This window comes from uncultured Sphingomonas sp. (genome assembly GCF_913777625.1).
Lineage (GTDB): Bacteria > Pseudomonadota > Alphaproteobacteria > Sphingomonadales > Sphingomonadaceae > Sphingomonas.
The window spans coordinates 42,256-62,974 of sequence record NZ_CAJYTI010000001.1 but is presented as its reverse complement, the minus strand read 5'-3'; the positions used below and the strand labels follow the sequence as shown (position 1 = coordinate 62,974).

At 66.1% G+C, this 20,719-nt stretch carries 23 protein-coding genes; 2 read left to right on the top strand and 21 right to left on the bottom strand.

Going from position 1 to position 20,719, the window contains the following annotated elements; genetic code table 11:
• Nucleotides 1–207: 207 nt before the first annotated feature.
• The 5 genes from QZ814_RS00305 to QZ814_RS00285 form a co-directional block, all read right to left on the bottom strand.
• The gene (locus QZ814_RS00305; RefSeq protein ID WP_294329163.1) at nt 208–945 is read right to left on the bottom strand and encodes a DNA-binding domain-containing protein; all 738 of its coding nucleotides are present in this window, start codon (nt 943–945) and stop codon (nt 208–210) included.
• Nucleotides 945–1,772: a DUF692 domain-containing protein gene (locus tag QZ814_RS00300; protein WP_294329017.1), complete on the bottom strand. Its 828-nt coding sequence runs from the start codon at nt 1,770–1,772 to the stop codon at nt 945–947. Before QZ814_RS00300 ends, QZ814_RS00305 begins: the two co-directional genes overlap by 1 nt.
• Before the next feature lie 55 nt (nt 1,773–1,827).
• Nucleotides 1,828–2,088 carry a hypothetical protein gene (locus QZ814_RS00295; RefSeq protein ID WP_294329016.1) on the bottom strand — a complete coding sequence of 87 codons (261 nt, stop codon included), beginning with the start codon at nt 2,086–2,088 and terminating at the stop codon, nt 1,828–1,830.
• A 75-nt stretch (nt 2,089–2,163) separates the two neighbouring features.
• Complete coding sequence (locus tag QZ814_RS00290; RefSeq protein WP_294329015.1) at nt 2,164–2,829, bottom strand: DUF1109 domain-containing protein; 666 nt, start codon at nt 2,827–2,829, stop codon at nt 2,164–2,166.
• A complete protein-coding gene (locus QZ814_RS00285; protein WP_294329013.1) occupies nt 2,826–3,359 on the bottom strand; it encodes a sigma-70 family RNA polymerase sigma factor in 534 nt (177 codons plus the stop codon). Before QZ814_RS00285 ends, QZ814_RS00290 begins: the two co-directional genes overlap by 4 nt.
• Nucleotides 3,360–3,581: 222 nt before the next feature.
• Between QZ814_RS00285 and QZ814_RS00280 the strand changes: the two genes are divergently transcribed.
• Both QZ814_RS00280 and QZ814_RS00275 read left to right on the top strand, forming a co-directional pair.
• Complete coding sequence (locus QZ814_RS00280; protein ID WP_294329012.1) at nt 3,582–3,845, top strand: DUF2282 domain-containing protein; 264 nt, start codon at nt 3,582–3,584, stop codon at nt 3,843–3,845.
• A 53-nt stretch (nt 3,846–3,898) separates the two neighbouring features.
• Nucleotides 3,899–4,375: a DoxX family protein gene (locus QZ814_RS00275; protein WP_294329010.1), complete on the top strand. Its 477-nt coding sequence runs from the start codon at nt 3,899–3,901 to the stop codon at nt 4,373–4,375.
• Nucleotides 4,376–4,495: 120 nt separating this feature from the next.
• On the opposite strand, the gene QZ814_RS00270 is transcribed toward QZ814_RS00275, so the two are convergent.
• The 16 genes from QZ814_RS00270 to QZ814_RS00195 all read right to left on the bottom strand — a co-directional run bounded on the left by QZ814_RS00270 (nt 4,496) and on the right by QZ814_RS00195 (nt 20,694).
• Nucleotides 4,496–4,684, bottom strand: a complete 189-nt coding sequence (locus QZ814_RS00270; RefSeq protein WP_294329008.1) for a hypothetical protein — start codon at nt 4,682–4,684, stop codon at nt 4,496–4,498.
• Between the two features lie 56 nt (nt 4,685–4,740).
• On the bottom strand, nt 4,741–4,884 hold the full coding sequence (locus QZ814_RS00265; protein ID WP_294329006.1) for an entericidin A/B family lipoprotein: 144 nt from the start codon (nt 4,882–4,884) through the stop codon (nt 4,741–4,743).
• Nucleotides 4,885–4,914: 30 nt separating this feature from the next.
• Nucleotides 4,915–5,172: a CsbD family protein gene (locus tag QZ814_RS00260; protein WP_294329005.1), complete on the bottom strand. Its 258-nt coding sequence runs from the start codon at nt 5,170–5,172 to the stop codon at nt 4,915–4,917.
• Between the two features lie 25 nt (nt 5,173–5,197).
• Nucleotides 5,198–6,070, bottom strand: a complete 873-nt coding sequence (locus QZ814_RS00255) for a hypothetical protein (RefSeq protein ID WP_294329004.1) — start codon at nt 6,068–6,070, stop codon at nt 5,198–5,200.
• Between the two features lie 35 nt (nt 6,071–6,105).
• Nucleotides 6,106–6,291 (bottom strand): CsbD family protein, encoded by a 186-nt coding sequence (locus tag QZ814_RS00250; RefSeq protein WP_294329002.1) that lies wholly within the window; start codon nt 6,289–6,291, stop codon nt 6,106–6,108.
• Nucleotides 6,292–6,416: 125 nt separating this feature from the next.
• A complete protein-coding gene (locus QZ814_RS00245; protein ID WP_294329000.1) occupies nt 6,417–7,892 on the bottom strand; it encodes a PAS domain S-box protein in 1,476 nt (491 codons plus the stop codon).
• A gap of 547 nt (nt 7,893–8,439) precedes the next feature.
• Nucleotides 8,440–9,147, bottom strand: a complete 708-nt coding sequence (gene aqpZ / locus QZ814_RS00240) for an aquaporin Z (RefSeq protein ID WP_294328999.1) — start codon at nt 9,145–9,147, stop codon at nt 8,440–8,442.
• 566 nt (nt 9,148–9,713) lie between these two features.
• Nucleotides 9,714–10,667: a P-type DNA transfer ATPase VirB11 gene (gene virB11, locus QZ814_RS00235; RefSeq protein ID WP_294328997.1), complete on the bottom strand. Its 954-nt coding sequence runs from the start codon at nt 10,665–10,667 to the stop codon at nt 9,714–9,716.
• On the bottom strand, nt 10,664–11,740 hold the full coding sequence (locus tag QZ814_RS00230) for a TrbI/VirB10 family protein (RefSeq protein WP_294328996.1): 1,077 nt from the start codon (nt 11,738–11,740) through the stop codon (nt 10,664–10,666). The genes virB11 and QZ814_RS00230 overlap by 4 nt, the downstream gene beginning before the upstream one ends.
• Nucleotides 11,737–12,090 (bottom strand): TrbG/VirB9 family P-type conjugative transfer protein, encoded by a 354-nt coding sequence (locus QZ814_RS00225; RefSeq protein WP_294328995.1) that lies wholly within the window; start codon nt 12,088–12,090, stop codon nt 11,737–11,739. The genes QZ814_RS00230 and QZ814_RS00225 overlap by 4 nt, the downstream gene beginning before the upstream one ends.
• Nucleotides 12,091–12,104: 14 nt before the next feature.
• Complete coding sequence (locus QZ814_RS00220; RefSeq protein ID WP_294328994.1) at nt 12,105–12,824, bottom strand: VirB8/TrbF family protein; 720 nt, start codon at nt 12,822–12,824, stop codon at nt 12,105–12,107.
• Nucleotides 12,821–14,065 carry a type IV secretion system protein gene (locus tag QZ814_RS00215; RefSeq protein WP_294328993.1) on the bottom strand — a complete coding sequence of 415 codons (1,245 nt, stop codon included), beginning with the start codon at nt 14,063–14,065 and terminating at the stop codon, nt 12,821–12,823. Before QZ814_RS00215 ends, QZ814_RS00220 begins: the two co-directional genes overlap by 4 nt.
• Entirely contained in the window at nt 14,062–16,437 is a 2,376-nt protein-coding gene (locus tag QZ814_RS00210; RefSeq protein WP_294328992.1) for a VirB4 family type IV secretion/conjugal transfer ATPase, read from the bottom strand. Before QZ814_RS00210 ends, QZ814_RS00215 begins: the two co-directional genes overlap by 4 nt.
• Nucleotides 16,416–16,715, bottom strand: coding sequence for a VirB3 family type IV secretion system protein (locus QZ814_RS00205; protein ID WP_294328991.1), 300 nt, complete (start codon nt 16,713–16,715; stop codon nt 16,416–16,418). The genes QZ814_RS00210 and QZ814_RS00205 overlap by 22 nt, the downstream gene beginning before the upstream one ends.
• A gap of 104 nt (nt 16,716–16,819) precedes the next feature.
• Nucleotides 16,820–17,140 (bottom strand): TrbC/VirB2 family protein, encoded by a 321-nt coding sequence (locus QZ814_RS00200; RefSeq protein ID WP_294328990.1) that lies wholly within the window; start codon nt 17,138–17,140, stop codon nt 16,820–16,822.
• Between the two features lie 29 nt (nt 17,141–17,169).
• Entirely contained in the window at nt 17,170–20,694 is a 3,525-nt protein-coding gene (locus QZ814_RS00195; RefSeq protein WP_294328989.1) for a malectin domain-containing carbohydrate-binding protein, read from the bottom strand.
• Nucleotides 20,695–20,719 lie beyond the last annotated feature (25 nt).

Below are 20,719 nucleotides of genomic sequence, written 5' to 3'. Positions count from 1 at the left end.
GGTACAATGAGGACGAGGCCGACCAGCGCGTCCGCTGCGAGACCCGCCAGTGCGTATCCGCATTGCGGCGCATCGGAGTCTCCCCACCCCCGATGGTCTGTCGCGACGGTGCGGTAGGAAGGCGCGGGCTTCGCCGTGACGTACCGCCATGTGCATCCTGCGCTGCAGGCCGTGCGGCCGAGATGCCGCACCAGGTGCTGGGAGCGATCAGCGGATCGCAGCGATGAGACCGTCGCGCAGCCAGCTGCCCAGCCAGGTGCCGACGATCGTGGCGCTCTTCGTGTCGCCGTGTTCGGCCGCCAGGGCCGCGCAGAGCGCGCCGAACGGCATGCCCGTTTCCAGCTGAAGGATCGCCTTCGCTTCGGCTTGCTCGAGCGTGCGAAAGCTGGGGTTGAAGCCGTCGCGCCAGAGCAGCACGGCCCCTGGCGCGGGCAGGCGCTGGGCGGCAGGTGGAACGGTTTCGGTAACAAGGGCCTGCCACAAGGCGGCGGCATTGGTGGTAACGGGCAGCATGGCGAGGTTGGGAACGAAGGCGAAGCGCACCATCTCCCACTCCACGGCGCCGAGCGACGCCGCGGAGAGGGGGGCAATATCGGGCGTGGTGAACGCGGCCGCCAGCGCCCATTCGATCCTCGCCAGTTCGGCGCATTCCGGATCGTCGGGATGGAGCGCCGCGACGGTGGCGGGAAAGTCCTCGCCATAGGCGTCGAGCGTCCAGGCGGAGGGCGGGGCGGTCTCGATATGCCGCGCGGCGGCGGCGAGGAACGCGGTCTCCCCCAGCCAGCGCTGCAGCTGCGGAAAGCTGCTCTCGAGCGCGGCGACCAGCTGGCTGCGATAATTGTTGAGATAGACATCCAGACCCGGACCGCTGCCCAGTCGCGTCGCCGCGTCCGGGCATTCGGTCTGCAGCCAGCGGCCGAAATCGGCCTGGAGGGTTGCCAGCATCACGCCGCCATCTCCAGCGCGGCGATGGCGCGGGCGTTATCGAGTTCGTCGAGCAGCTCGGCGAGCGGCGGAATGGCGTCGTCGCGCTCGATCATCGTGGCGACCGGCCCAATACGCTCCAATGCTTCGGCGTAGAGCGCCCAGACGGGGTCCGGTACCGGCCGGTCATGGGTGTCGATCAGCAGCGTCTCCCCGCGGCTATGCCCGGCAAGGTGGATCTGCCGCACGCGCGCGGCGGGAATGCCGGCCAGATAGGCATGCGCGTCGAACCCGTGATTGGTCGCGCTGACGAAGATGTTGTTGACGTCGAGCAGCAGCTCGCAGCCGGTGCGGGCGCACAATGCGTCGAGGAACGCCCACTCGGTCATCTCGGTGCCCTCGAAGGCGACGTAGCTCGACGGATTCTCGATCAGCATCGTGCGGCCGAGCGTGGTCTGCGCGGCATCGACATTGTCGCACACGGTCCGCAGCGCTTCCTCGGTATAGGGCAGGGGCAGCAGGTCGTGCGACTGGAAGCCTCCGAACCGCGTCCAGCAGAGATGGTCCGAGACGAACAGCGGCTCGACCGCGTCGACGAGCGCGCGCAGGCGCATGAGGTAGTCACGGTCCACGCCGTCGGCCGAGCCGATCGACATCGACACGCCGTGGAGCGCCACCGGATGGCGTTCGCGCACCCGGCGGAGAACGTCGCGCGGGCGGCCGCCGGGGACCATGAAATTCTCGGAAATGACTTCGACGAAGTCGACCGGGACCGGCGCTGCGGTCTCCAGGAAATCGGCATAATGCGGCTTGCGGAGCCCCAGGCCGAAGCGATGCGGGTGGGTCATGCCCTCGTCCTTCAAAACGGGGCGGCCCGACGGAGAGGTCGGGCCGCCGGGCGCGTCACTTCTTTTCGGTCAGGCTGCCGCCCTGCGCCTTGCAGGCCTTGGCGGAAACTGCCTTGAAGCCCTGGCCCTTGCACTCGTTCTGGCCCTTGCAGTCATGGGTGCCCGACTTGCAGTCCGACGTGCCCTTGCAGCTGTTGATGCCGTAGCAGTGGACGACCTTGCCGGCCGGTGCCGCATACGCGGCGACGCTGGCGCCGGAAAGGGCGACGAGGGCGGCGGTGGCGGCGATGCTGGCGCCGGTGTGGAGCGTGATCATGAAGTGGTTCCCTTGGCTGGATGGATGCCGGTTCGGCCTTCCTTCTACGGGCCGGCGCTAAGGCCGGTTACACGCTCACCATCGCAGCACGCGCGGCCCCAGCAACGCCCCCAGACCCGTCGCCAGCAGGATGCCGAGGCTGTACCAGGTCAGCACGAACACTGCGGCAAACTCGTCGCAGTGCAGGCAGTAGATGGTGGCGGCCCACGCGCCCGCCGCCAGCCCTGCGGCGGCGCCTGCCACGCGCAGGTTGGTCGGCGCCAGCTTGCGGAACGACCAGAGCAGGCCGATGAAGATCGGCACTGCGAGCAGCAGCACGCGCCACGGGCAGCGGTTCCAGCTGCCGCCCAGCCACATCGACAGCCAGTCGCGCATCGGTGTGCGCGACATTTCCTCGATGGCGAGCGCCGCGAGCAGCAGGACGGGCAGCGCAAGCGGCCAAAGCACGCGCAGCGATCCGCCGGTCGGCCTGGCCAGCCGTACCGTCGCCGCGACTGCGATCAGCCCGAGCGACAGCGTGTAGGCCCATTTCATCCAGAAGGAGAAGCCGAACATCGCCTGCGGGAAGTCGGGGCGCATGCCGAACAGGGCGAAGACCAGCCCGATGCTCACCACCCCGCCGCCGGCGATACCGAGCGCGATGCGACGACCGATGAACCGGGGCGGGATGGGCTGCACATCGGCGGACAGCGCCGCGATCAGCCGCTCGGTGCCGTGGATATCGGGTTCGGGCGCCATCATTCGTGCCCCCGCAGCCGCGCGGCGAGGGCTTTCAGCCCGCGATGGACCGAGACCTTCACGTCGGACTGGCCGATCCGCGCACCTTCGGCCGCTTCGGCGATGCTCAACCCTTCCAGCTGTGTGTCGCGGATCGCGCGGGCCTGCTTGCCCGACAGGTTGGAAAGCAACCGCTCGACGTCGACACGCGCCGTCACCGCGTCCTCGAAGCCTTCGGTCACCAGGATCGCCTCGACCTCCTCGATCGGCACCGACACCCGGCGTCGGCGGAGATGGTCGATCAGCCGGTAGCGGGCGACGGCGTAGAGCCAGGCGGTGAACGGACGATCGCGATCATAGGTGCCGCGCTTGGTATGAATGGCAATCAGCGTTTCCTGCACCAGATCCTCGATATCCTCATCCCCCCGCATTCGCCGACGAAAAAAGCCGCGCAGCAGCGGCACGAGCGCGCGCAGCAACGCCGCATGTGCTGCGGCATCGCCGTCCAGTCCCGCCGTCATCCACGCTCGTAGCTCTGCTTCGCTGTGCCGCATTCCCACTCCTGGTCCGGCGTACGTGGGCGAACGGCGGCAGGTTACAGCAGCGGTGCGGAAAAGAAATCGCCGGGCCTTCCGGACCAGATTTGTAACCGCGGTCCTGGGCTCCGCGTACGGCGAAAGGTGACCCGCAGCCTCCGCGTTCCCCGGGGTCACCGCGCGGCGGCCGCGCCCCCCTGCGGGTCGCGCGCGAGAGGCTCCTCTCAACGGAGTAGTCCCATGATCAAGACGTCCGCCGCGCTCGCCGCGACCCTCGCCCTCGGCATTGCCGCCACCGCTGCCCATGCTCAGCAGCCCAAGATGGAGAAATGCTACGGCGTCGCGCTCGCCGGCAAGAATGACTGCAAGGCAGGTGCCGGCACCAGCTGTGCAGGCACGTCGACCAAGAACTATCAGGGCAACGCCTGGAAGCTGGTCAAGGCGGGTACCTGCACCGCGATCAAGACTCCCAAGGGCAATGGTTCGCTGACCCCCAAGGCATAACGCCTCTGCCCGGCCGCGCGTGGCCGGGCATCCTCCGACGCCTGGAGTCCGCCATGCGATCTTTCGTATCTCTCTATACGCGCGCCGGCAGACTCGCCGCGCAGATCCTGCAGCCCTCGCTCTTGCTGCTCGTAGCACGCCTGGGCATCGCGGCGATCTTCTTCCTGTCGGGCCGCACCAAGGTGGAGGGCTGGCTGACGATCACCGACTCCACCTATGAGCTGTTCCGCACCGATTATGCGCTGCCCTTCGCGCCGCCGGTGCTCGCCGCGCATCTCGCGACCTATTCCGAGCATTTCTTCCCGATCCTGCTCGTGCTCGGCTTCTTCACCCGGCCCGCCGCGCTGGCGCTGCTCGGCATGACGACCGTGATCGAAGTATTCGTCTACCCCGATGCCTGGCCGACGCATCTCAGCTGGGCCGGGCTGCTGCTCCCGCTGATCGCCGCCGGGCCGGGGGCCTGGTCGCTCGATCGGTTGCTCGGGCTGGAGGTGCGGCCTGTATCTGCGAAAGACGCGTGTAGAGTTTAGAGTCGACGGCAGCTGCACCTACATCCGAGCCGAGCCACCTGCCAGCGGAGCTGATCGATCAAGGCGCGCAGCACCGGGGGGGGGGGACATGGCGATCGGGCACCAGCACGCTGATCGAGATCAGGAGAAGCTCGGTGTCTCGCCGGCCAAGTCGGCCGGCACCGGATGCCCGGCGGCTCGGAGCTGGGCCGCATAATGGTCGGCCATGGCGAGGTGGGCGGTGCGGGCGCTGCTCTCCGCTGCACGGGCTGCGGCCCGGCGGGACTGAGCAAGACGCTTGAGTAGATAGTCGGGTTCGGGATCGTTCACGGACGGCAACTCCAGGGGAGGCATCGCGGGCGGTGCTGCCCGCGATGCCGGATCGGTTACTTCTTGTGGCTCTGGCCCGAGGCATCCGAGATGGCCGAGCCGGCCGAGCGGATGTCCTTGCCGGCGCCGTTCACGGTGTTGCAGGCACCGAGGGTGAGCAGGCCGAGCGCGGCGACGAGGGGGATGGTCTTGCGGATCATGCGAACTTCCTTTCGGTGATGCGGGTCGATTCAGTCGCGGCGGCCGATCAGCGCGGCCCCGGCGAGCAGTGCCACCGAGCCGGCGGCGGCCAGGGCGAGCAGCGGGTGATCGCGCACCGCGCTGCGTACCTGGTCGAGCGTTTCGCCGAAGCGGCGCTCAAGCCCGCCTTCTACCTTGCGGGCGGCGCCGCGCGCCTCGGTCTCGCGGTCGCCGGTGACCTTGCCGAGACCTTGTTCGGCGCCGCCGACGACTTCCTTCACGGCACCTGCGATACGATGGGTATCCATGCTTCTTCTCCTTGGTTGCTAGACGTCAGATTTCGGTTTCGGTGGAGCGGCGGGCGGCGACGATCCCGCCCCCGATCGCGGCGCCCGCACCCAGCAGCATCACCAGGAACAGCGCGAAGGCACTGCCGGCGGCGACGCTGGCGCCGGCGCTGCCCGCATTCTTCGCGGTCTGCAGCGCATCGTTCTTGGTGGCGACGAACTGGCGGCGGGCCTTTTCGACGCGGGCCATCGCTTCCTGCTCGCTCACGCTGTTCTGCACCGCGATGATCTGGGCGATCCGCTGCTCGGCGGCCTGGCCCTCGGCGCCGCCCTTGGCCATGGCCGGCAGCTCGGCGATCATCGCCTTGCGGGCCTGTTCGGGCGTCATGTCCTTGGGGTTGCTCGGCGTGGTATCGAGCAGGGCAGCGACCTGCGCGTCCACCGCGCTTTCATCGACGCCGGCCGCCTTGGCGAGCGTGGGCGTCACTGCGCCGGCACCCGCGACGGTGGTCGAGGCCACGGTCCCGACGGTGCGGAAGGCGCTGCCGACCAGCCCGCCGATCGCCGAGGTGAGCAGGTAGAAGGTGAGCAGCAGCGTCAGCGCCCAGATGGCGAGGCCGTGCGCGGCACCGTCGAACGGGCGGCGGAGCTTGGCGACGCGGGCCGCGCCGTAGGATCCCAGGCCTAGCGCGATCACGCTGCTGATCGTCCACCAGGCGAGCGCACCCAGCCCCAGGCCGCCGGCGCTGGGGCCGCTATTCTGGGCGGGATCGATCGTCGAAAAGCCGATCGCGGCGCCCAGCAGCGCGAGCATCAGCTCGACGGCGAGGGCGATCACCGCGCCCGCGAAGATCGCGGACCAGCTGACGCGAGGGACCGGACGTACGGCCAGGCGGGTATCGTAGATAGCGGTTGCCATTGCGGCATCTCCTGCTCTTGGGGGGAAGGCGTCGGTCACTTGCCCGCCACCGTCTTCTTCACCGTGTCCGCGATCCCGCCGGCGCCGGCCTGGGCCTTGCCCGCCAGCTTTTCGGCAGCGCCCTCGGCCTGAATCCGGCGGTCGCTGGTGATCTTGCCGATGGCTTCCTTGATCGAGCCCTTCAGCGCATGGGCTTCACCCTTGATACGGTTCTCGTTCATAGGTTCGTCCTCCTGATCGGGGCGCGGGGAAGGCCCCGCGTCCATGGTGAAGAAATGGCGGATGAGAGGGGGCAGAAAGAGATGCGGAAGTACCAATTCGTGTGGTGCTTCCGGATCAGATCGCGTCATTTTATCGGGCGCTGAAGCGGGTAGCCGCGCTCGCGCGCCCACAGGATCGCCTGGGCACGGCGATTGACCCCGATCTTGGCATAGACCCGGGCGACATGGTTGCGCAGCGTGTTGCGCGAGACGCCCATCTCGCGGGCGATGGTGGCGTCGTCGCCGCCCTCGCACAGCAGGCTGAGCACTTCCTTCTCGCGCCGGGTGAGTTCGCTGGTCTCGACCGGCCGCGCGGACCCGTGCGGGTTGCGCAGATTGGCGAGCTTCTCGACCACCGAGCGGCTGAACCAGTTGGTATCCTGCATCACCGCCTCGATCGCGCCGATCAGCTCCAGCTCGTTGTGGCGGCGGGCATGGATATCCTGCACCACCCACAGGATGCAGGTGTCGCGGCGCAAGGGGATGGCGGCGGCGGAGACCAGGCAATCGGTGATCGCGCCTTCCTTGGTGCGGATGCGCGCATCCATGCTGCGGAAGTCGCGGCGTTCGTCCAGCGCGGCGCAGGCGTTCTTGAGGAAGCTGCCGTCCTCGAACAGGCGGAGTGCCGCCATGCGCTGGCCCATCGCCTCGTCGCTCGACCAGCCGCTCAGCTGGTGGAAGGCGTCGTTGGTGTCGCACAGCGTGCAGTCGTCGCGGGTGGTGATCGCCATCGCCACCGGCGCCAGGCGGAAGGTGGTGACGAAGCGCTCCTCGCTGTGGCGCAGCTCGTTCTCGGCCTGGCGGCGCGGCTCCAGGTCGGCGAAGGAGAAGAGCATGCAGGCCTCCTCGTCGAGCTCGACCGGCTGGCCGGCGACGATCACCAGCTTGCGGCCGCCATCGGGGAGTTCGAGGTCCGCCTGCATCTGCGGCACGGTGCGGCCCTCGCGGATGCGCTCCTTGGCCGTGTCGAGGTCGGCGGCGTCCTTCAGCACGTCGATGTCGTAGAGCGAGCGGCCCAGCACCTCGTCGCGGGCATAGCCAGTGAGATCGAGAAACCCCTGGTTGACCTTCACATAGCGCTGGTCGGACAGGCGGAGGATCACAGCGGGGGCGGGGTTGACGTTGAAGGTCCGCTCGAAGCGCTGCTCGGCCTCGAAGCGCTGCGAGACGTCCTGGAGGACGAGAACCAGCAGGTCCGGTCGGCCCTCGGCATCGCCGATCACCAGGCTGCGCACTTCGTGGATCCAGCGCGCATCCTCGTCGCCGGCGGGGACGACCTCGACCACCACCTCGTCGAAGCTCTCGCCCGCCAGCACCCGGTCGAGCGGATAGTCGCCGCGATCGAGCCGGTGGTTGTTGCGGTAGCGCAGCTGGAAGCGCTCGCGATAGGCGTCGACGTCGGCGCCCAGGTCGCCAACGGCCTCCACCCCGTGCATCCGCAGCGCCGCGTCGTTCGCCCAGCGGATCTTCTGGTCGGTGTCGACCAGGATCACGCCTTCGCGCAGGCCGGAGATGATGTGACGGAGCTGGGGAAGGTCGATGGAGGGATGGTCGATGCTCATGAACCCGCGCGGCGTGATTTCGTATACGAACGCTGAACGTACGGGTACGCGCGGAGATGCATGTTTGCCGGCTTAGGGGTTTTTACGGAGCTCTCGCGACAAGGGGGCGCTGTTGTGCTTGGCGCGCGTCCGGGTGGCGCTGCGGGATGCCACGGGCATGGAAGTGCGGAGCGGGCTGACGGTCCGGTGCCTGCCGGCAGCGACACGATCCTAAGGTGCGCAGGTACTCGATCCCTGCAACGTCGACCGTACTAAGACGCCGTCGCCGCCTGATCTTTGACTCTGTGGGGCGGCTCGTAAAGCCCATACGGTTCGGGGCGCCGACGATCTGTCGCGCGCGGCGTCTGCACGCGCCGGCGATAGGCTGCCGGGTCGACGTCAGCACGGCCGCGCACAGCGTGGTCAGCGGAAGCGAAGGCACTGCCCGCCGAGGCGTGCGCCATCCACATTCCCCTGGCGCACGCGCGGGGCGGCACCAGGGATATGTGCGTGGGAAGGCAGGTCTGATCCGATAAGGCGAAACCAGCCTCGCGATTGCCGGGAGCAATCAGCCGTTCGACGTGCTTTCCGTCGACCCCGCCAGCAGGTACCGCCAGATCAGCGCGCCGATCACAGCGCCCGCCAATGGCGCGACCCAGAACAGCCACAATTGGCTGAGCGCACCGGTTTGCGCGATCAGCGCGACGCCGGACGACCGAGCCGGATTGACGGAGGTGTTGGTAACGGGGATCGAGATCAGGTGGATCAGCGTCAGGGCAAGGCCGATGGCGATCGGGGCAAAGCCGGCGGGAACCAGGCGCGCGGTGGAACCCAGGATGACCACCAGAAAGCCGGCCGTGAGGATCACTTCGATCAATGCGGCTGCCAGAAGGGAATAATGCCCCGGCGACAAGTCGCCAAACCCGTTCGAAGCAAAGCCGCCGACGCTGAAGCCTGGCTGGCCGGTGGCAATGACGTAGAGTGCGCCTGCGGCGACCACTGAGCCCAGCACCTGTGCGATCCAATAGGGCAGCAGGTCGCGCCAATCGAACCGGCCTGCGACGGCAAGGCCGAGCGAGACGGCGGGGTTGAAATGGCCGCCCGAGATTCCGCCGACGGCATAGGCCATGGTCATCACGGTCAAGCCGAACGCCAGTGCGACGCCGGCAAAGCCGATTCCCAGTGCGGGAAATGCCGCAGCCAGCACCGCCGAACCGCACCCGCCGAAAACGAGCCAGAACGTCCCGAAAAATTCTGCCGATAATTTGTACTGCACCTGCGTACCTATCCTTGTTGCCGTGTTAAGTTGTTGATTTATAGCCGGTAGCCAGCGGAATCAGCGCGGCATTCTGGGTTTTTCATAATTGATGCCACGATGAAAGTCCGACAGCGTTGTTAGATATTAACAAATAACACGATGCCGTAACAAGAATTTATCGAAAATTTGTCGTGCCTATTAATGAAGGTAGTACAGTTGTTCTATCGGTGGAGGCTGGATGATGTACGCGCACGCGGTGCGTCCTGGTATGCGCGCGGAGCAACGCCGGCTTGGGCGAGTCCCGGTCCGGCGGGGTTGGATCCGAAGGGGGCAGCGCCGGCGGCGCATGCGCGGGGGAGGGGGGAGGACGAAGGCCACGCTGCTGCGCAGCCAGTCCGCGGGATCGCCCGCTAAGCATTCGCGGAGATCCTCTCCCTCGCTCAACGATCCCGCGGGCCTGTCCATTGCCCGATCGATCGGAGCGAGGAAGGATGGAAAGACGTACGCGCGGCCGGGGCGTTCTGCGCGATCGACCAACCTCGGTGTCGTAGCTGTCGGTAGCGGCGGTGGCAGCCACGAACAAATCAGTCGGAGAACCGCTTCAGCGTCAGGGTCTGGCGGATCCGCCGCTGCCCGCCGCTGCGCTCCAGCTGAACGATGATGTCGATCGAACGGCGGACATAGGTCACCACATCCTCGAATGTCATCCGGATACCGGTTTGCAGCACGAGCAGCGCGAGCTGGTCGATCGCGCGGAGCGGGGAATCGGCGTGAATTGTCGATAGCGATCCGGGGTGTCCCGTGTTGATCGCACGCAGGAAAGTGGCCGCCTCCGCTCCCCTGATCTCCCCCAGAATGATGCGATCGGGTCGCAGCCGCAGACTGGCGATCAGCAAATCCTCGGCCGTGACCTCCGCCTCGCCCTGTCCCCCGCGCACCGCCAGAAGACCGACATGGTTCGGCTGTGCGACGTTGATTTCGGGCGTATCCTCGATCAGCACCAGCCGTTCGTGCTGTGCGATTTCTGCGATCAGCGCGTTGAGAAACGTGGTCTTTCCCGTCGACGTGCCGCCCGAGATCAGGATGTTGCGCCGAGCCCTTACCGCGCCTCGCAATAGCGCGACGACGTCATCGCCCTCGACCGGCGGCGTGGCGGCACCCGCATCGTCGCTCGGTACCACGTACGCCGCCAGATCGAGGCTGGCCACGGACGGCTTGCGGATGGCGATGGCGATCGCACCGCGCGTCGCCGGCGGCATCACCACCTGCACCCGCTCGCCTCCCGGCAGACTGGCCGACAGGATCGGATGGCGCCGGCTGATGGCCTGCGCCGAATGGGCGGCGACCTGCCGTACCAGTCGCAACAGATGCGCATCGGTGAGCTCGGGCAAGACGTGGCGGCAAGGCTGCTGCCCCAACGCCTCGACCCAGATTTCACCGGGCATGTTGATCCAGATGTCGGTGACGTCGGTGCGTGCCAGAAACGGTGCGAGGGGGGCCAGTCCGCTGTGCAACCAGGTGGATACCAGCGCCGTCACGGCCCGACCTCCGAAAAATCGAGATCGCGCGCGACGAACACCGAAACGCTGGTACCTGCTGGCACGGTCAGACTGGGCTGGGGTACCGTGGTGGTGATCTGCGGAATCAGGGCACCACCGCTTGCGGCCGCCCCGGCGGTAGCGGGGTAGCTGCCTACTCCCGGCAGCACATAGACCCCCGTCTTCGACAAATCGTTGACGGCGACCTGATTGCCGACATTGATCGTAGATTGCAGCAGCGCCCCTCCAAGGCGCGCCCAGAAGTGGCTGTGCACCTTGCCAGCCACGCCTGCACGGCCCAGCGGGTCGGCGGCCGGGGATTCGAGCGCGATTGTCGCACCATCGGGGCGCATCAATCGCTGCCACTGGATGAGCGCGCGCGCCTGGCCCGCTGCCTGATCAGTCTTGTACTCGCCGATGAGCCGGCTCCCGCGCGGAACCACCACGTGCGTGCCGTCGAAGCCGTGGACGTCGCGCGAAACGATCGCGCGGACCATGCCGACACGGGTGGAATCGAGCGCGCTTTCCAGCACCGCCTGGATAACCGCCCCCTTGGGGACGGTGCTGGAAGGGTTGGCGAACGGGACTGCCAGCACGCGATCGGCATTCGCATTGCCGGTGCCCGGCACATCGACGTGTTGGCGCGCACCATCATAGACACCGGCCTGTTTGCCCATGCCCACGGCCGGAGCAGGGACAGGCATGACATAGGCGGCGGGGGGAACCGCCGCCGGCACAGGATGGGGAGCGGGGGGCAATGCCGGCGCGGTGAAGGCAGCCGCGGCCGGACCAACCGATATCGGCTGCGGCATGGGCGGTTCTGGATCGGCCTGTGGCAGCGTCAGTGGCGGGAAATCGCTCCTCGCCGTCGACGACGCGCCCTCCACTGCGCCCAACCTCGCGCCGAGCGCCGGCTCCTGCTGCGCATTGCGGCGGCTTTCGAGCATCGCGAAGAGGCCGGCGCCCACAAGGCCGAGCACTGCGATGCCCATCCATAGCGAGCGCCTGCCCGCCGCGCCGGCGACGAGCGGGCGCAGGCTGTTCGACGCAGAATCGTTGCTCGGCACGGTCATCGCGGAGCACCGGCATCGGACATCCGCCGCGCCGCGGCTTCCGCCCGATCGATTCGGAATATGAATGCGCCGTAGAGTCGGTCGATCACGAAAACACCGCCACGCATATAGCCATCGACCATTTCTTCATGCCCGAGGTCGTTGAGCGCGAAGACCGCCGGGAGCGGCTGATCGCTGGCCCAGGTGATGAACGTCCGCGCGCCGTCATCCTGCATCGCGACCGGCCATAGGAGGCGATCGCCCGACAAGCGGTAGACATGGCCGATTGCGGCTACGGGCACGGGTGCGACGGCAGGTGCCACGCTGATGCCGCGCCCCGACGCGCACCCTGCCAACGCCAGCGCTGCCAAGGCCGCCAGCGCCCTCATGGTGCGGTAGCGCCTGTTGCCGCGGGGCGTACCGGGTCCGCGATCGTCTCGGCATCACGACGATAGCGAATGACCTGGAAGCCCAGCGGATTGAGCAACCGGTCCGCCGCGCTCATCGCCTCGTTGGAAAAGCGGAACGACACCACCGCCTGCCACATTTGCGGTGGTTCATTGGTGGCGAGATCGGTGCGCCGGGTTGCGTAGCGGACGAGCATCACGTTGGGCGCGAGCGAAGACAATCCGCGGATCTCGACTTCGACCAGCGCCCGGCGTGGGTATCGCGCAAGCGGGCTGGCGGGATTGCTCGGCTGCATTCCGGCAACATAGCGGTCCCGCGCCTCGCCCGAGGACCACAGCACCACCTTGCGGTAATCCGACTGCACGGTGCTGATGTCGAAGCCCTCGCGCGCCAGGACATATTGCGCGATCATCGATCGGGTGAGCGCCGCGTCCGGCGCGATCGTGCGTTGGTCGAGGGGCTTGAGCGTTTCGACATAGCCGGTCTGGCGGTCGACCAGGAGGGTATATGGGACTGCCGTCTTCAACGGGCTGAGCGCCGCCAGCGCGAACGCCTCGCACAGCGCCACCAGTGTCATCACGCCGGCAAGGCCATATCCGATGGCCAGCGCACGACGCTGACCGGCTTCGCGATCGCGCTGCCAATCATCGGCTCGGTCCAGCCAGTTTTGAACCACGGGATCGCGTGATGCGGTCATGACCGGCTATCCCGGCGCGCGTGCAGGGATGAAACGGGCGTACCCTGACGGCGATAGCTGCTACCGAGCGGTTCTCGTTGCGAGAGCGGCGCCGGGGCGCTGGTCGTTGGCCGGGGAAGCCGCTCTACTGGCCCGGCGGTGGGCGTCGACAGCGGCGCCGAAGCCGATGCGCCTTCGCGGTGCAGGCGAACCGCCAGCGCATCCGCGATCACGCTGGCCCGACCCGGGCTGGCGAGCGGCGGGGTGCCCCTCACGCCGAGGTCAGGCCTTGGCACCAGGCTGGCCGCCATTGCAGGCTGTGCGGTCGGCGGCACCGCGCGCACTGCCGTCGCCGCGCGACTCGCCGCGACGCCGGGCAGAAACGCGACGCGCGCGGCCAGCATCAGCAACCCGGCCTGCAGCGAGCCGCCGGCCAGCGCGAGCACGACCAGTTCCGTGGCAAAGGACGGCGTGATCGCTCCGGCCACCCGCAAGCTTACCGCCTCACGCAGCCACGGCTCGATCAGCGCCAGCTCCACCCGACTGCTCAGGGCAAAGAACATTCCCGCCAGCAGGACAAAGGCCAGCCCACGCAGCCAGCCCGCAAACAGCGCAGCCGTCTCGCCGAACAGCAATAGGCCGGCGATCGCGGGTGCCAGCGCCAGCAATAGCCCGGCGCCGATCCGGGTCACCGCATAGGGAGCGATCGTGCCGGCCAGAAATGCGATCCGTCCCAGCGCCAGGCCCATCTTGTCCATCAGGGCGATGGAGCCGATCGGATCGCCATACGGCCCGGCATTCTGCCCGGCATAGGCACCCGAGGCACCTTTCGCACTGAGCATCGTCATTGCCACGATGCCATCGTCCACCGCCTGCAAGCGGGCGCCCATCGTCCCGCCGCTGGTCGGGTCCAGCCCCGCCCCCCGGGCGATGACGTTCGCGATGTCCGTCGGGGCGTCGAGCACCAGATCCTGTCCGATCACCCGCCAAGCCGGCCAGGAGGTCGCGAGCGTCAGGACGATGGCGATGCGCAATACTGCGCCCACCGCATCGCGGCCGTCGAGAGGTTCGCCCAGCATCAGCCGCACACCGAACAGCGCGACGAAGAGCGTCAGCATCCCGCCCGATGCGACCGCCACCATCGAGCTCGGATCGGCCAGCGCGCCATAGCCGTAGGCACCTATTCCACGCGCCTGACAGTCGAGCAGGGTGAGGGCGGTCCCCAGAAAATGCGTGCCGGTGTGCAGTGCCGGACAGCTCATGTCGCCGTCTCCGCCAGAGTCGCGATCCAGTCATGCGGTTCCAGCCCGGTCTCGGCGACCAGCGCGTCGTAGCGCCGCAGCGTCGTCTCGCGCCCCGACAGCACCGTCAGTATTTCGGTTTCACCCGTCAGATTGAGCCGCGCGATGACGCTGTCGAGCCCGTGCTTGATCAGAAAGCAGTGGGAAGATTGCGGTAGCGTGCGGATCAGGTCGAATTCGTGCGGCGAAAGGCCAAAGCCATCGACATAATCCTCGGCGCGCGCCTTGGGATTGATCATGAAGATCTGCGTCGCGGCTTGTTCGATGATGGCGCTGGCAATCTTGCTTTCCAGTGCGTCGGAAGCGCTCTGCGTCGCAAAACCGACAATTCCGTTCTTTTTGCGGATGGTCTTTTCCCAGTCCTTGATCCGCCGGACGAAGACCGGATCGTCCAGAGCCTTCCATCCTTCGTCGATGACGATGATCGCGGGAGTGCCGTCCAACCGTTCCTCCACGCGATGGAAGAAGTAGAATAGCGCCGGCGTGCGCAGCCCCGGATCGTCCAGCACGGCCGTCATGTCGAAGCCGACGCTGCGCGCGTTCAGATCGGTCAGATCGTCCGCATTGTCGAACAGCCACGCGCGCTCGCCTTCTCCCACCCAGGGCCGCATCCGCGACGCGAGGTCACCCGCATGCGGGCGCTCATAGCCGCGAAACAACGCGACCAGATCCGACAGGCGCCGATGCGCGCGCGGCGCGGCAAAGTTGGCATCGAGTGCATCGCGGAGGATGTCGCTCTCCTCGACGCTGACCCCGCCGGCCAACATCGAAAGCCATTCCATCAGAAAGCTGCGATTGGGGGGCGTATCCTCCATCAGCAGCGGGTTGAGCCCGGCGGGAACCCCCGGTCGCAGCCGGTCATATTGGCCGCCGATCGCCCGAATGAACAATTCGGCGCCGCGATCCTTGTCAAAGAATACGATGCGCGGCGCGAACTTGCGGGCTTGCGCCAGGAGAAAGTTCAGCACCACCGTCTTGCCCGAGCCGGAAGGCCCGATGATTGTGAAATTGCCCAGGTCAAAGCGATGGAAGTTGAAGAAATACGGACCGGCGGCAGTGGTTTCGAGCAAGGTCACCGCTTCCCCCCAATGATTGCCGCGCGCGCGGCCAACCGGGAAATTGTGTAGCGAGGCAAGCCCGGCGAAATTGGCGGTAGAAATCAGCGCACGGCGTGCGATGTATCGAAAATTGCCGGGGAATTGCGACCAGAAAGCTGCTTCCTGCGCGATCTCTTCGCGCACGCCGACAATGCCGAGATCCGCTAGCATCGCGCTGACTTCCGCCACCGCTTCGTCCACATGGGCGGGGGTCGCGCCATACAGCGTGAGCGTGGTGTGGTGCTCGCCGAACATCGCGCGCCCGGCGGCCACCTCGTCCTTTGCTCCGGCCAGTTCGTGCCGGAGACTAACGGCTTCGTCCTCGGCCGAGCGCATGCGGCGCAACGCAAGGTTCATCCGGCCGAGTGCCGCCGCGCGCTCCACAAACGCGAACGACTGGCTGGCGACCATGTCGAACGGCATGCGGTAGAGCGCGTCGAACATCCCGGGCATGGTCTGCGCGGGATAATCCTTGATCGACACGATCGCGCCGAACGTGCGCGGTTCGTGCCCGGCCGGCGCCAATTCAAAGCTGCTCTCGCCGAAACTGACGCGGCGCCAAGGCAGATGCTCGCCCAGGTCGCCCTGCGGCAGTTCCATCGGCCGCATCGTGCCGTTGTACAGGCAGGCGAGAAATTCCAACGGTTCGGACCGCCAGACTCCTGCGGCCTCCACGATCTCCAGCCGTTGCGGGGCATAAGCGCCGAGCGCCGCGATCAGCGCCTGCACCGCGCCGTCGAGCGCCCGCACCTCCGCTGCGAGTGCGGCGGCACGCTCGACCGACGATCGCGGCCAGAGCGCACCGAACCGACCCGCCAATCCGGATCGGCCGGCCGCCGGGCGACGGACGACGGTCAGGAACAGGTCGTTGACGTACATCTGGCGCGTCGCCAACTTTTCGCGCCAGCGCGCGTCGAGGCGTCGCGAAAAGGCATCGCCGAACGTCGCGTCCAGAGCGACATGGGCGCTGCGGCGCACGACATGATGCCACAGTGCGAAGCGCGATGACCCCAGGGCGTGCAGCATCGCGGCGCGAAGGGCGGCACGATAGTTCAGCTCGGCAGTATCCGCCGTCTCGAACATCAGTCCGCCCAGCCGAATGGTCTGCATCAGCAGCCCGTCCCGCGTTTGCAGCGTGCCCTCGTCGACATGGCGGGCATAGGGAAGATGGCGGCCCGCCGAGACGTCTTTCGCGACGACGCGGGGATCGCCCGTCAGGGGCGGTACGAGTTGCATCCCCACAGCCCATGGTTGGCGAGACGCGGCGTGCGCGCCAAGCGGATGATCCACAAGTCGAGGAACCGCGGCTCGCGGAGGGACAGCACCGCTCCGGCAAGATGCAGTGCAACCGCCACAGCAATCGTCAACACGCTCCGCGTGAGCAGAAACAGCTCGGCTGCGAGGATCGCGTTGACGATGAACAGGCTGTAGGTGACGCCCGCGAACATCTGCGGCCGAGTCAGCGCGATGAACACGGTGCAGCGATCGAGCGGCATCAGATCGGGGGCGGCCATGGTGCGGCCCCGGGCCTGACTCCGACTCATCGAGACACCGTTGGGCTGCCGGACCGGGCCATGCGGTTCGAGGTGCGTCGGCTCCCGCGCGTCGTGCTCACGCGTTAACCACCCACCACAGCAGCGCGGATCCCCGCGACGATGCTGGCCGCGCCGAAGAGGATGAAGCAGCCGAGGATCACGACCGCGCCGTGGCGCCAGTTGATCCGCCCGGTCAGCATTCCGAACCCGACACCGGCTACCGCGATGACCGCGATCACCGTGGCGACGGACCCCAGCAACGTTCCTTGCAACCAGGTGACGGCGTTGACCAGCGCGCCAGAGCCTTGCGGATCGGGGAGGCTTTGTGCCTGCGCCACCCCGGAGCGCATGCTGCCGAAAAATACCGCCGCGAGCCCCGCGGTCTTGCCGGAAAGATGTGTCATGTTGCCTCTTTCGTGTGAACGGCGCCCCGTCATTGTGCGACGAAGATCAACGTCTGATCAGCGACGTGCCAGGACGCATAGGTCGCGCCCGAAGCGGGATCCCAGTCGCGGCTGGGAGCGGTCACGGCCAAGCCGAGGTTCGATGCGGTCAGACCTGCGGCCGAGAAGCTGAGCACCAGTCCGCTATAGCGATTGACCAGGCGATACTCGTTGGCCGGCGCGGCGGTGCCGCCGATCATTCGGATCGGTTCGAAGAACCACTGTTGACGACTAAGTTGCGGTCCGCTGCTGGATGCCGCGAGCGGCGCGGCGAGGGCGACACTGGCCCCCCAGGCCCGGCCAGCATCACCGTCGGCCACGGTGAGATACTGGCCGTTCTGGCCGATCGTGAACGAGCCGTCGCCGACCGGCGTAAACGTCCAGCCCGTACCAGTGCCGCTGGCGGCGGGAACGGAAGCGGAAGGGTGCTGGATCAGGTAGGTGCTGCTGGCACTGACCGTTCCATCGTAACTGGCGTAATAGGTCGGCAGTGTCGCGCCGGAGCCAAACGCGACCGACACCGTTTGGCCGCCGTTACACTTGACTGTGCACAGAAAGTCGAACGTGCTTCCGGTAGTCTTGCCGGTGGTCATGGTCTGCGTATCGCGGACCCACATGTACCATGGATTCTCCGGCGTCGAATAGGGCACGCTCCCCGCATATGTCCATTGCTGCGATGCAAGGTCACTGGTTACATAGAAGTTTATGTAACTGTTGTTGGTGAAGTCCTGAACGGCGGACACATATTTCCCGAGATAGGCATTCCAGGAAATGCCGTACGGCCCTTCCAGCGTCGTAGCGCCATTGGCGAGGTAGGTGGAAAGGTCTGTCGATCTTTGCGACGATATCGGCCAAACCATCGACTGATTCATGACGGGATTGGAATCGGCAGAGACATAGCTTGCCAAGGATGCGGCGGCATCGCCGACAGGGCATGCGCTGTTAACAGCGGGATCGCAGGTCCACTGGATGCCGGGGGTGTTTTGGAACGAACCCTGGTAGAACTTCTGCCACGAGCCAGGGGCCATCTTCTCGCGGATGGGCGCGCGCGCCACTTCGACATAGGTCGTCTGGAATAGCCCGCCCGGCTTGCCGGCTGCAGGCGGCGTCAGGATTCGGGTCATATACTGAACGTAGAAATATCCGGAGGCAGTGTCGACGAAGAGCCGTTGGTCGCCGGCGCCATATTGATAGTAATAGCTGCTTGCGTTGCCGATTCCGTAGGGCGAGGTAAGGACCGGTCCCAGCAACGTCCAGCTATTGCCCCGGTCGGTCGACGTAGCGAGCGAAATGGCGTCGATCCGCGGCGCATTTGGATAGAGTTCGTTGTGTATGAGTCCATACCAGGTGCCCGTATCCGGATCGACCCAGACGCCGATCGCGTCACAGAAGTTCCCGTCGGTATAATTACTGCCGGCGGTCAGCCCGGTCGCTGCGGTAAACCCGGTCCACACCGGATTGCCGCTGGAGCACAAGGCCTGCGTGTCGGGTCTTGCTACACCGTTGACGCTCCAGTTCGAGTTGTAGGAATTCGCGGGGGATGGCGTCGCGGTTGATTCATTGGTGCCGGAATAGAAGGACCAATAGTGATTGGCTGGTACGGTATCATATTGGCTGAACGCATTTTCGAGGAAAAACTGACCGTTCGTGTCGATGAAATAGTTGTTCGGCGCGTCGCTGCCGGAGTGGCTGATGCTCCCGGAGCCGACGGCGCGCCAGTTCAACTGATTGGAGGTCGCGGTATTGACCGCATATGTCTGGGTCGACGAGGTAATCGGGCCGAAGGTGCCATTGGCGTTCTGGTAGGCCTGAATGGTGACATAGCCGCCGCCGAACACATTCAAGGTCGATCCGGAGATGAGTGCGGGCCCGCTGAGTACGGCATAGGAAATCGGCGCGCTCGAATTGGCAGTGGCCGACAGGGTATAGGTGCCAATCGTGCCGTAGCTGGCTGAGGTGGGCATGGTCAGCGTTGCAGTCGCGGCCTGCGGTAATAGCGGCACTATTTGAATCGCGTTGATGATCGCGTTGTTGTTGCCATTGGTCAACGCTACGCTGATTTGTCCGCTGGACGAAGCGACTGCGCTGAAGCTTTCTACCAATGCGGTGTTCACAGCACCGGCTGTGGCTGCAACGTCGAAGTTCGACAGGACCGGCGTGCCGTTGATGGCCACGTTGAACGTTCTGTCGCCCGCCTTGGCGCCCGGATAAATCTCGGCGAAGTGCAGGTTCACCGTATATTGCGCGCCGGGGACCAGATTGGGGATGGTGTAGGTTGCCGGACCATAACGCTGTGACTGATAGACTGCGGCGGGTGCCGCGTTGGTAACCGCGGATGGGATGGAGATCGCTGTCGTCGTCGAAGTCGCGGTGCCGCCCGCATAGTTCGCATCCGCCGACCACATGCAGGTCGGCCCGCCGACAATCGCGGTACTGCCAGCCCCAATACAGACTTGTTGCGCCGGAACCGGCACGACTTGAATGCCGCTGATGATGGGATTGTTGTTCCCCCGAGTCAGGGTAATGGGCAATTGTCCGGTCGAAGGCGCAACGACCATGAAGGATTTCACCACGGCGGTGTTCATGGCGCCGGCCGCGGCTACCACATCGAAATTGGTCAGCACCTGCTGCCCGGCGATGCTGACGTTGAACTGACGGTTGCCGGCAACGGTGTTGGCATAGGTTTCGGCAAAATGAAGATTGACCGCGTAGGTCGCGCCGGGCGTCAAATTTGGGATCGTATAGGTCGCATTGCCGTAACGCTGCGCCTGATAGAGCGAGGCGGGGGCTGCATTGGTCAGCGTCGCGGGAATGGTGATGGCATTGGCGGTCGTCCACACTGTGCCGCCCGAATAGTCGATATCGGCGGCCCAGCCGCACATCGCATTGCTGGACGCCGACGCACTGCCGACCGCGATGCAGGTCTGCTGCGCACCGGACGGGGCAACCTCTATTCCGCTGATGATCGGGTTATTGTTGCCATTGGCCAGTGCGATCACCACTTGACCGTTGCTGTTCGCGATGGCGGCGAAGGTCTTGTCGGTTGCAGTGTACATTGCCCCGGCAGCCGCCACGACATCAAAATCGGCCACTTGCTGCACACCGTTGACCAGAATCGCGAACCGACGGTTCCCGGCGACGGTGTTGGCGTAAATCTCCGCAAAATGCAGCGTCACCGTATAATTGGCGCCTGCGGTCAGATTGGGAATGGTGTAGGTCAGCGCTCCATAGCGCTGCGATTGATAGACCGATGCGGGCGCCGCACTTGCCAAACCGGCAGGGATGATGATGGCGTGGCTGGTCGAAGCCTGAGTCCCGCCCGAATAGTCGGTGTCCGCCGCCCAGGTGCAGGCGCCGCCTGCCTGTGCCGTGCTGCTACCGCTGGCGATACACACCGCGCCCGAGGTTTGGGCGTGGCCGACGCTCGGTACGAAAAACATGCCCATGGCAAGCGCCATGCCGCTGACATTGGCAGCCAAGACTTCACGCTGCCGTTCAACCTTCCGCACCATCATCACCCCCTATAGTTTCAGTTGCTGT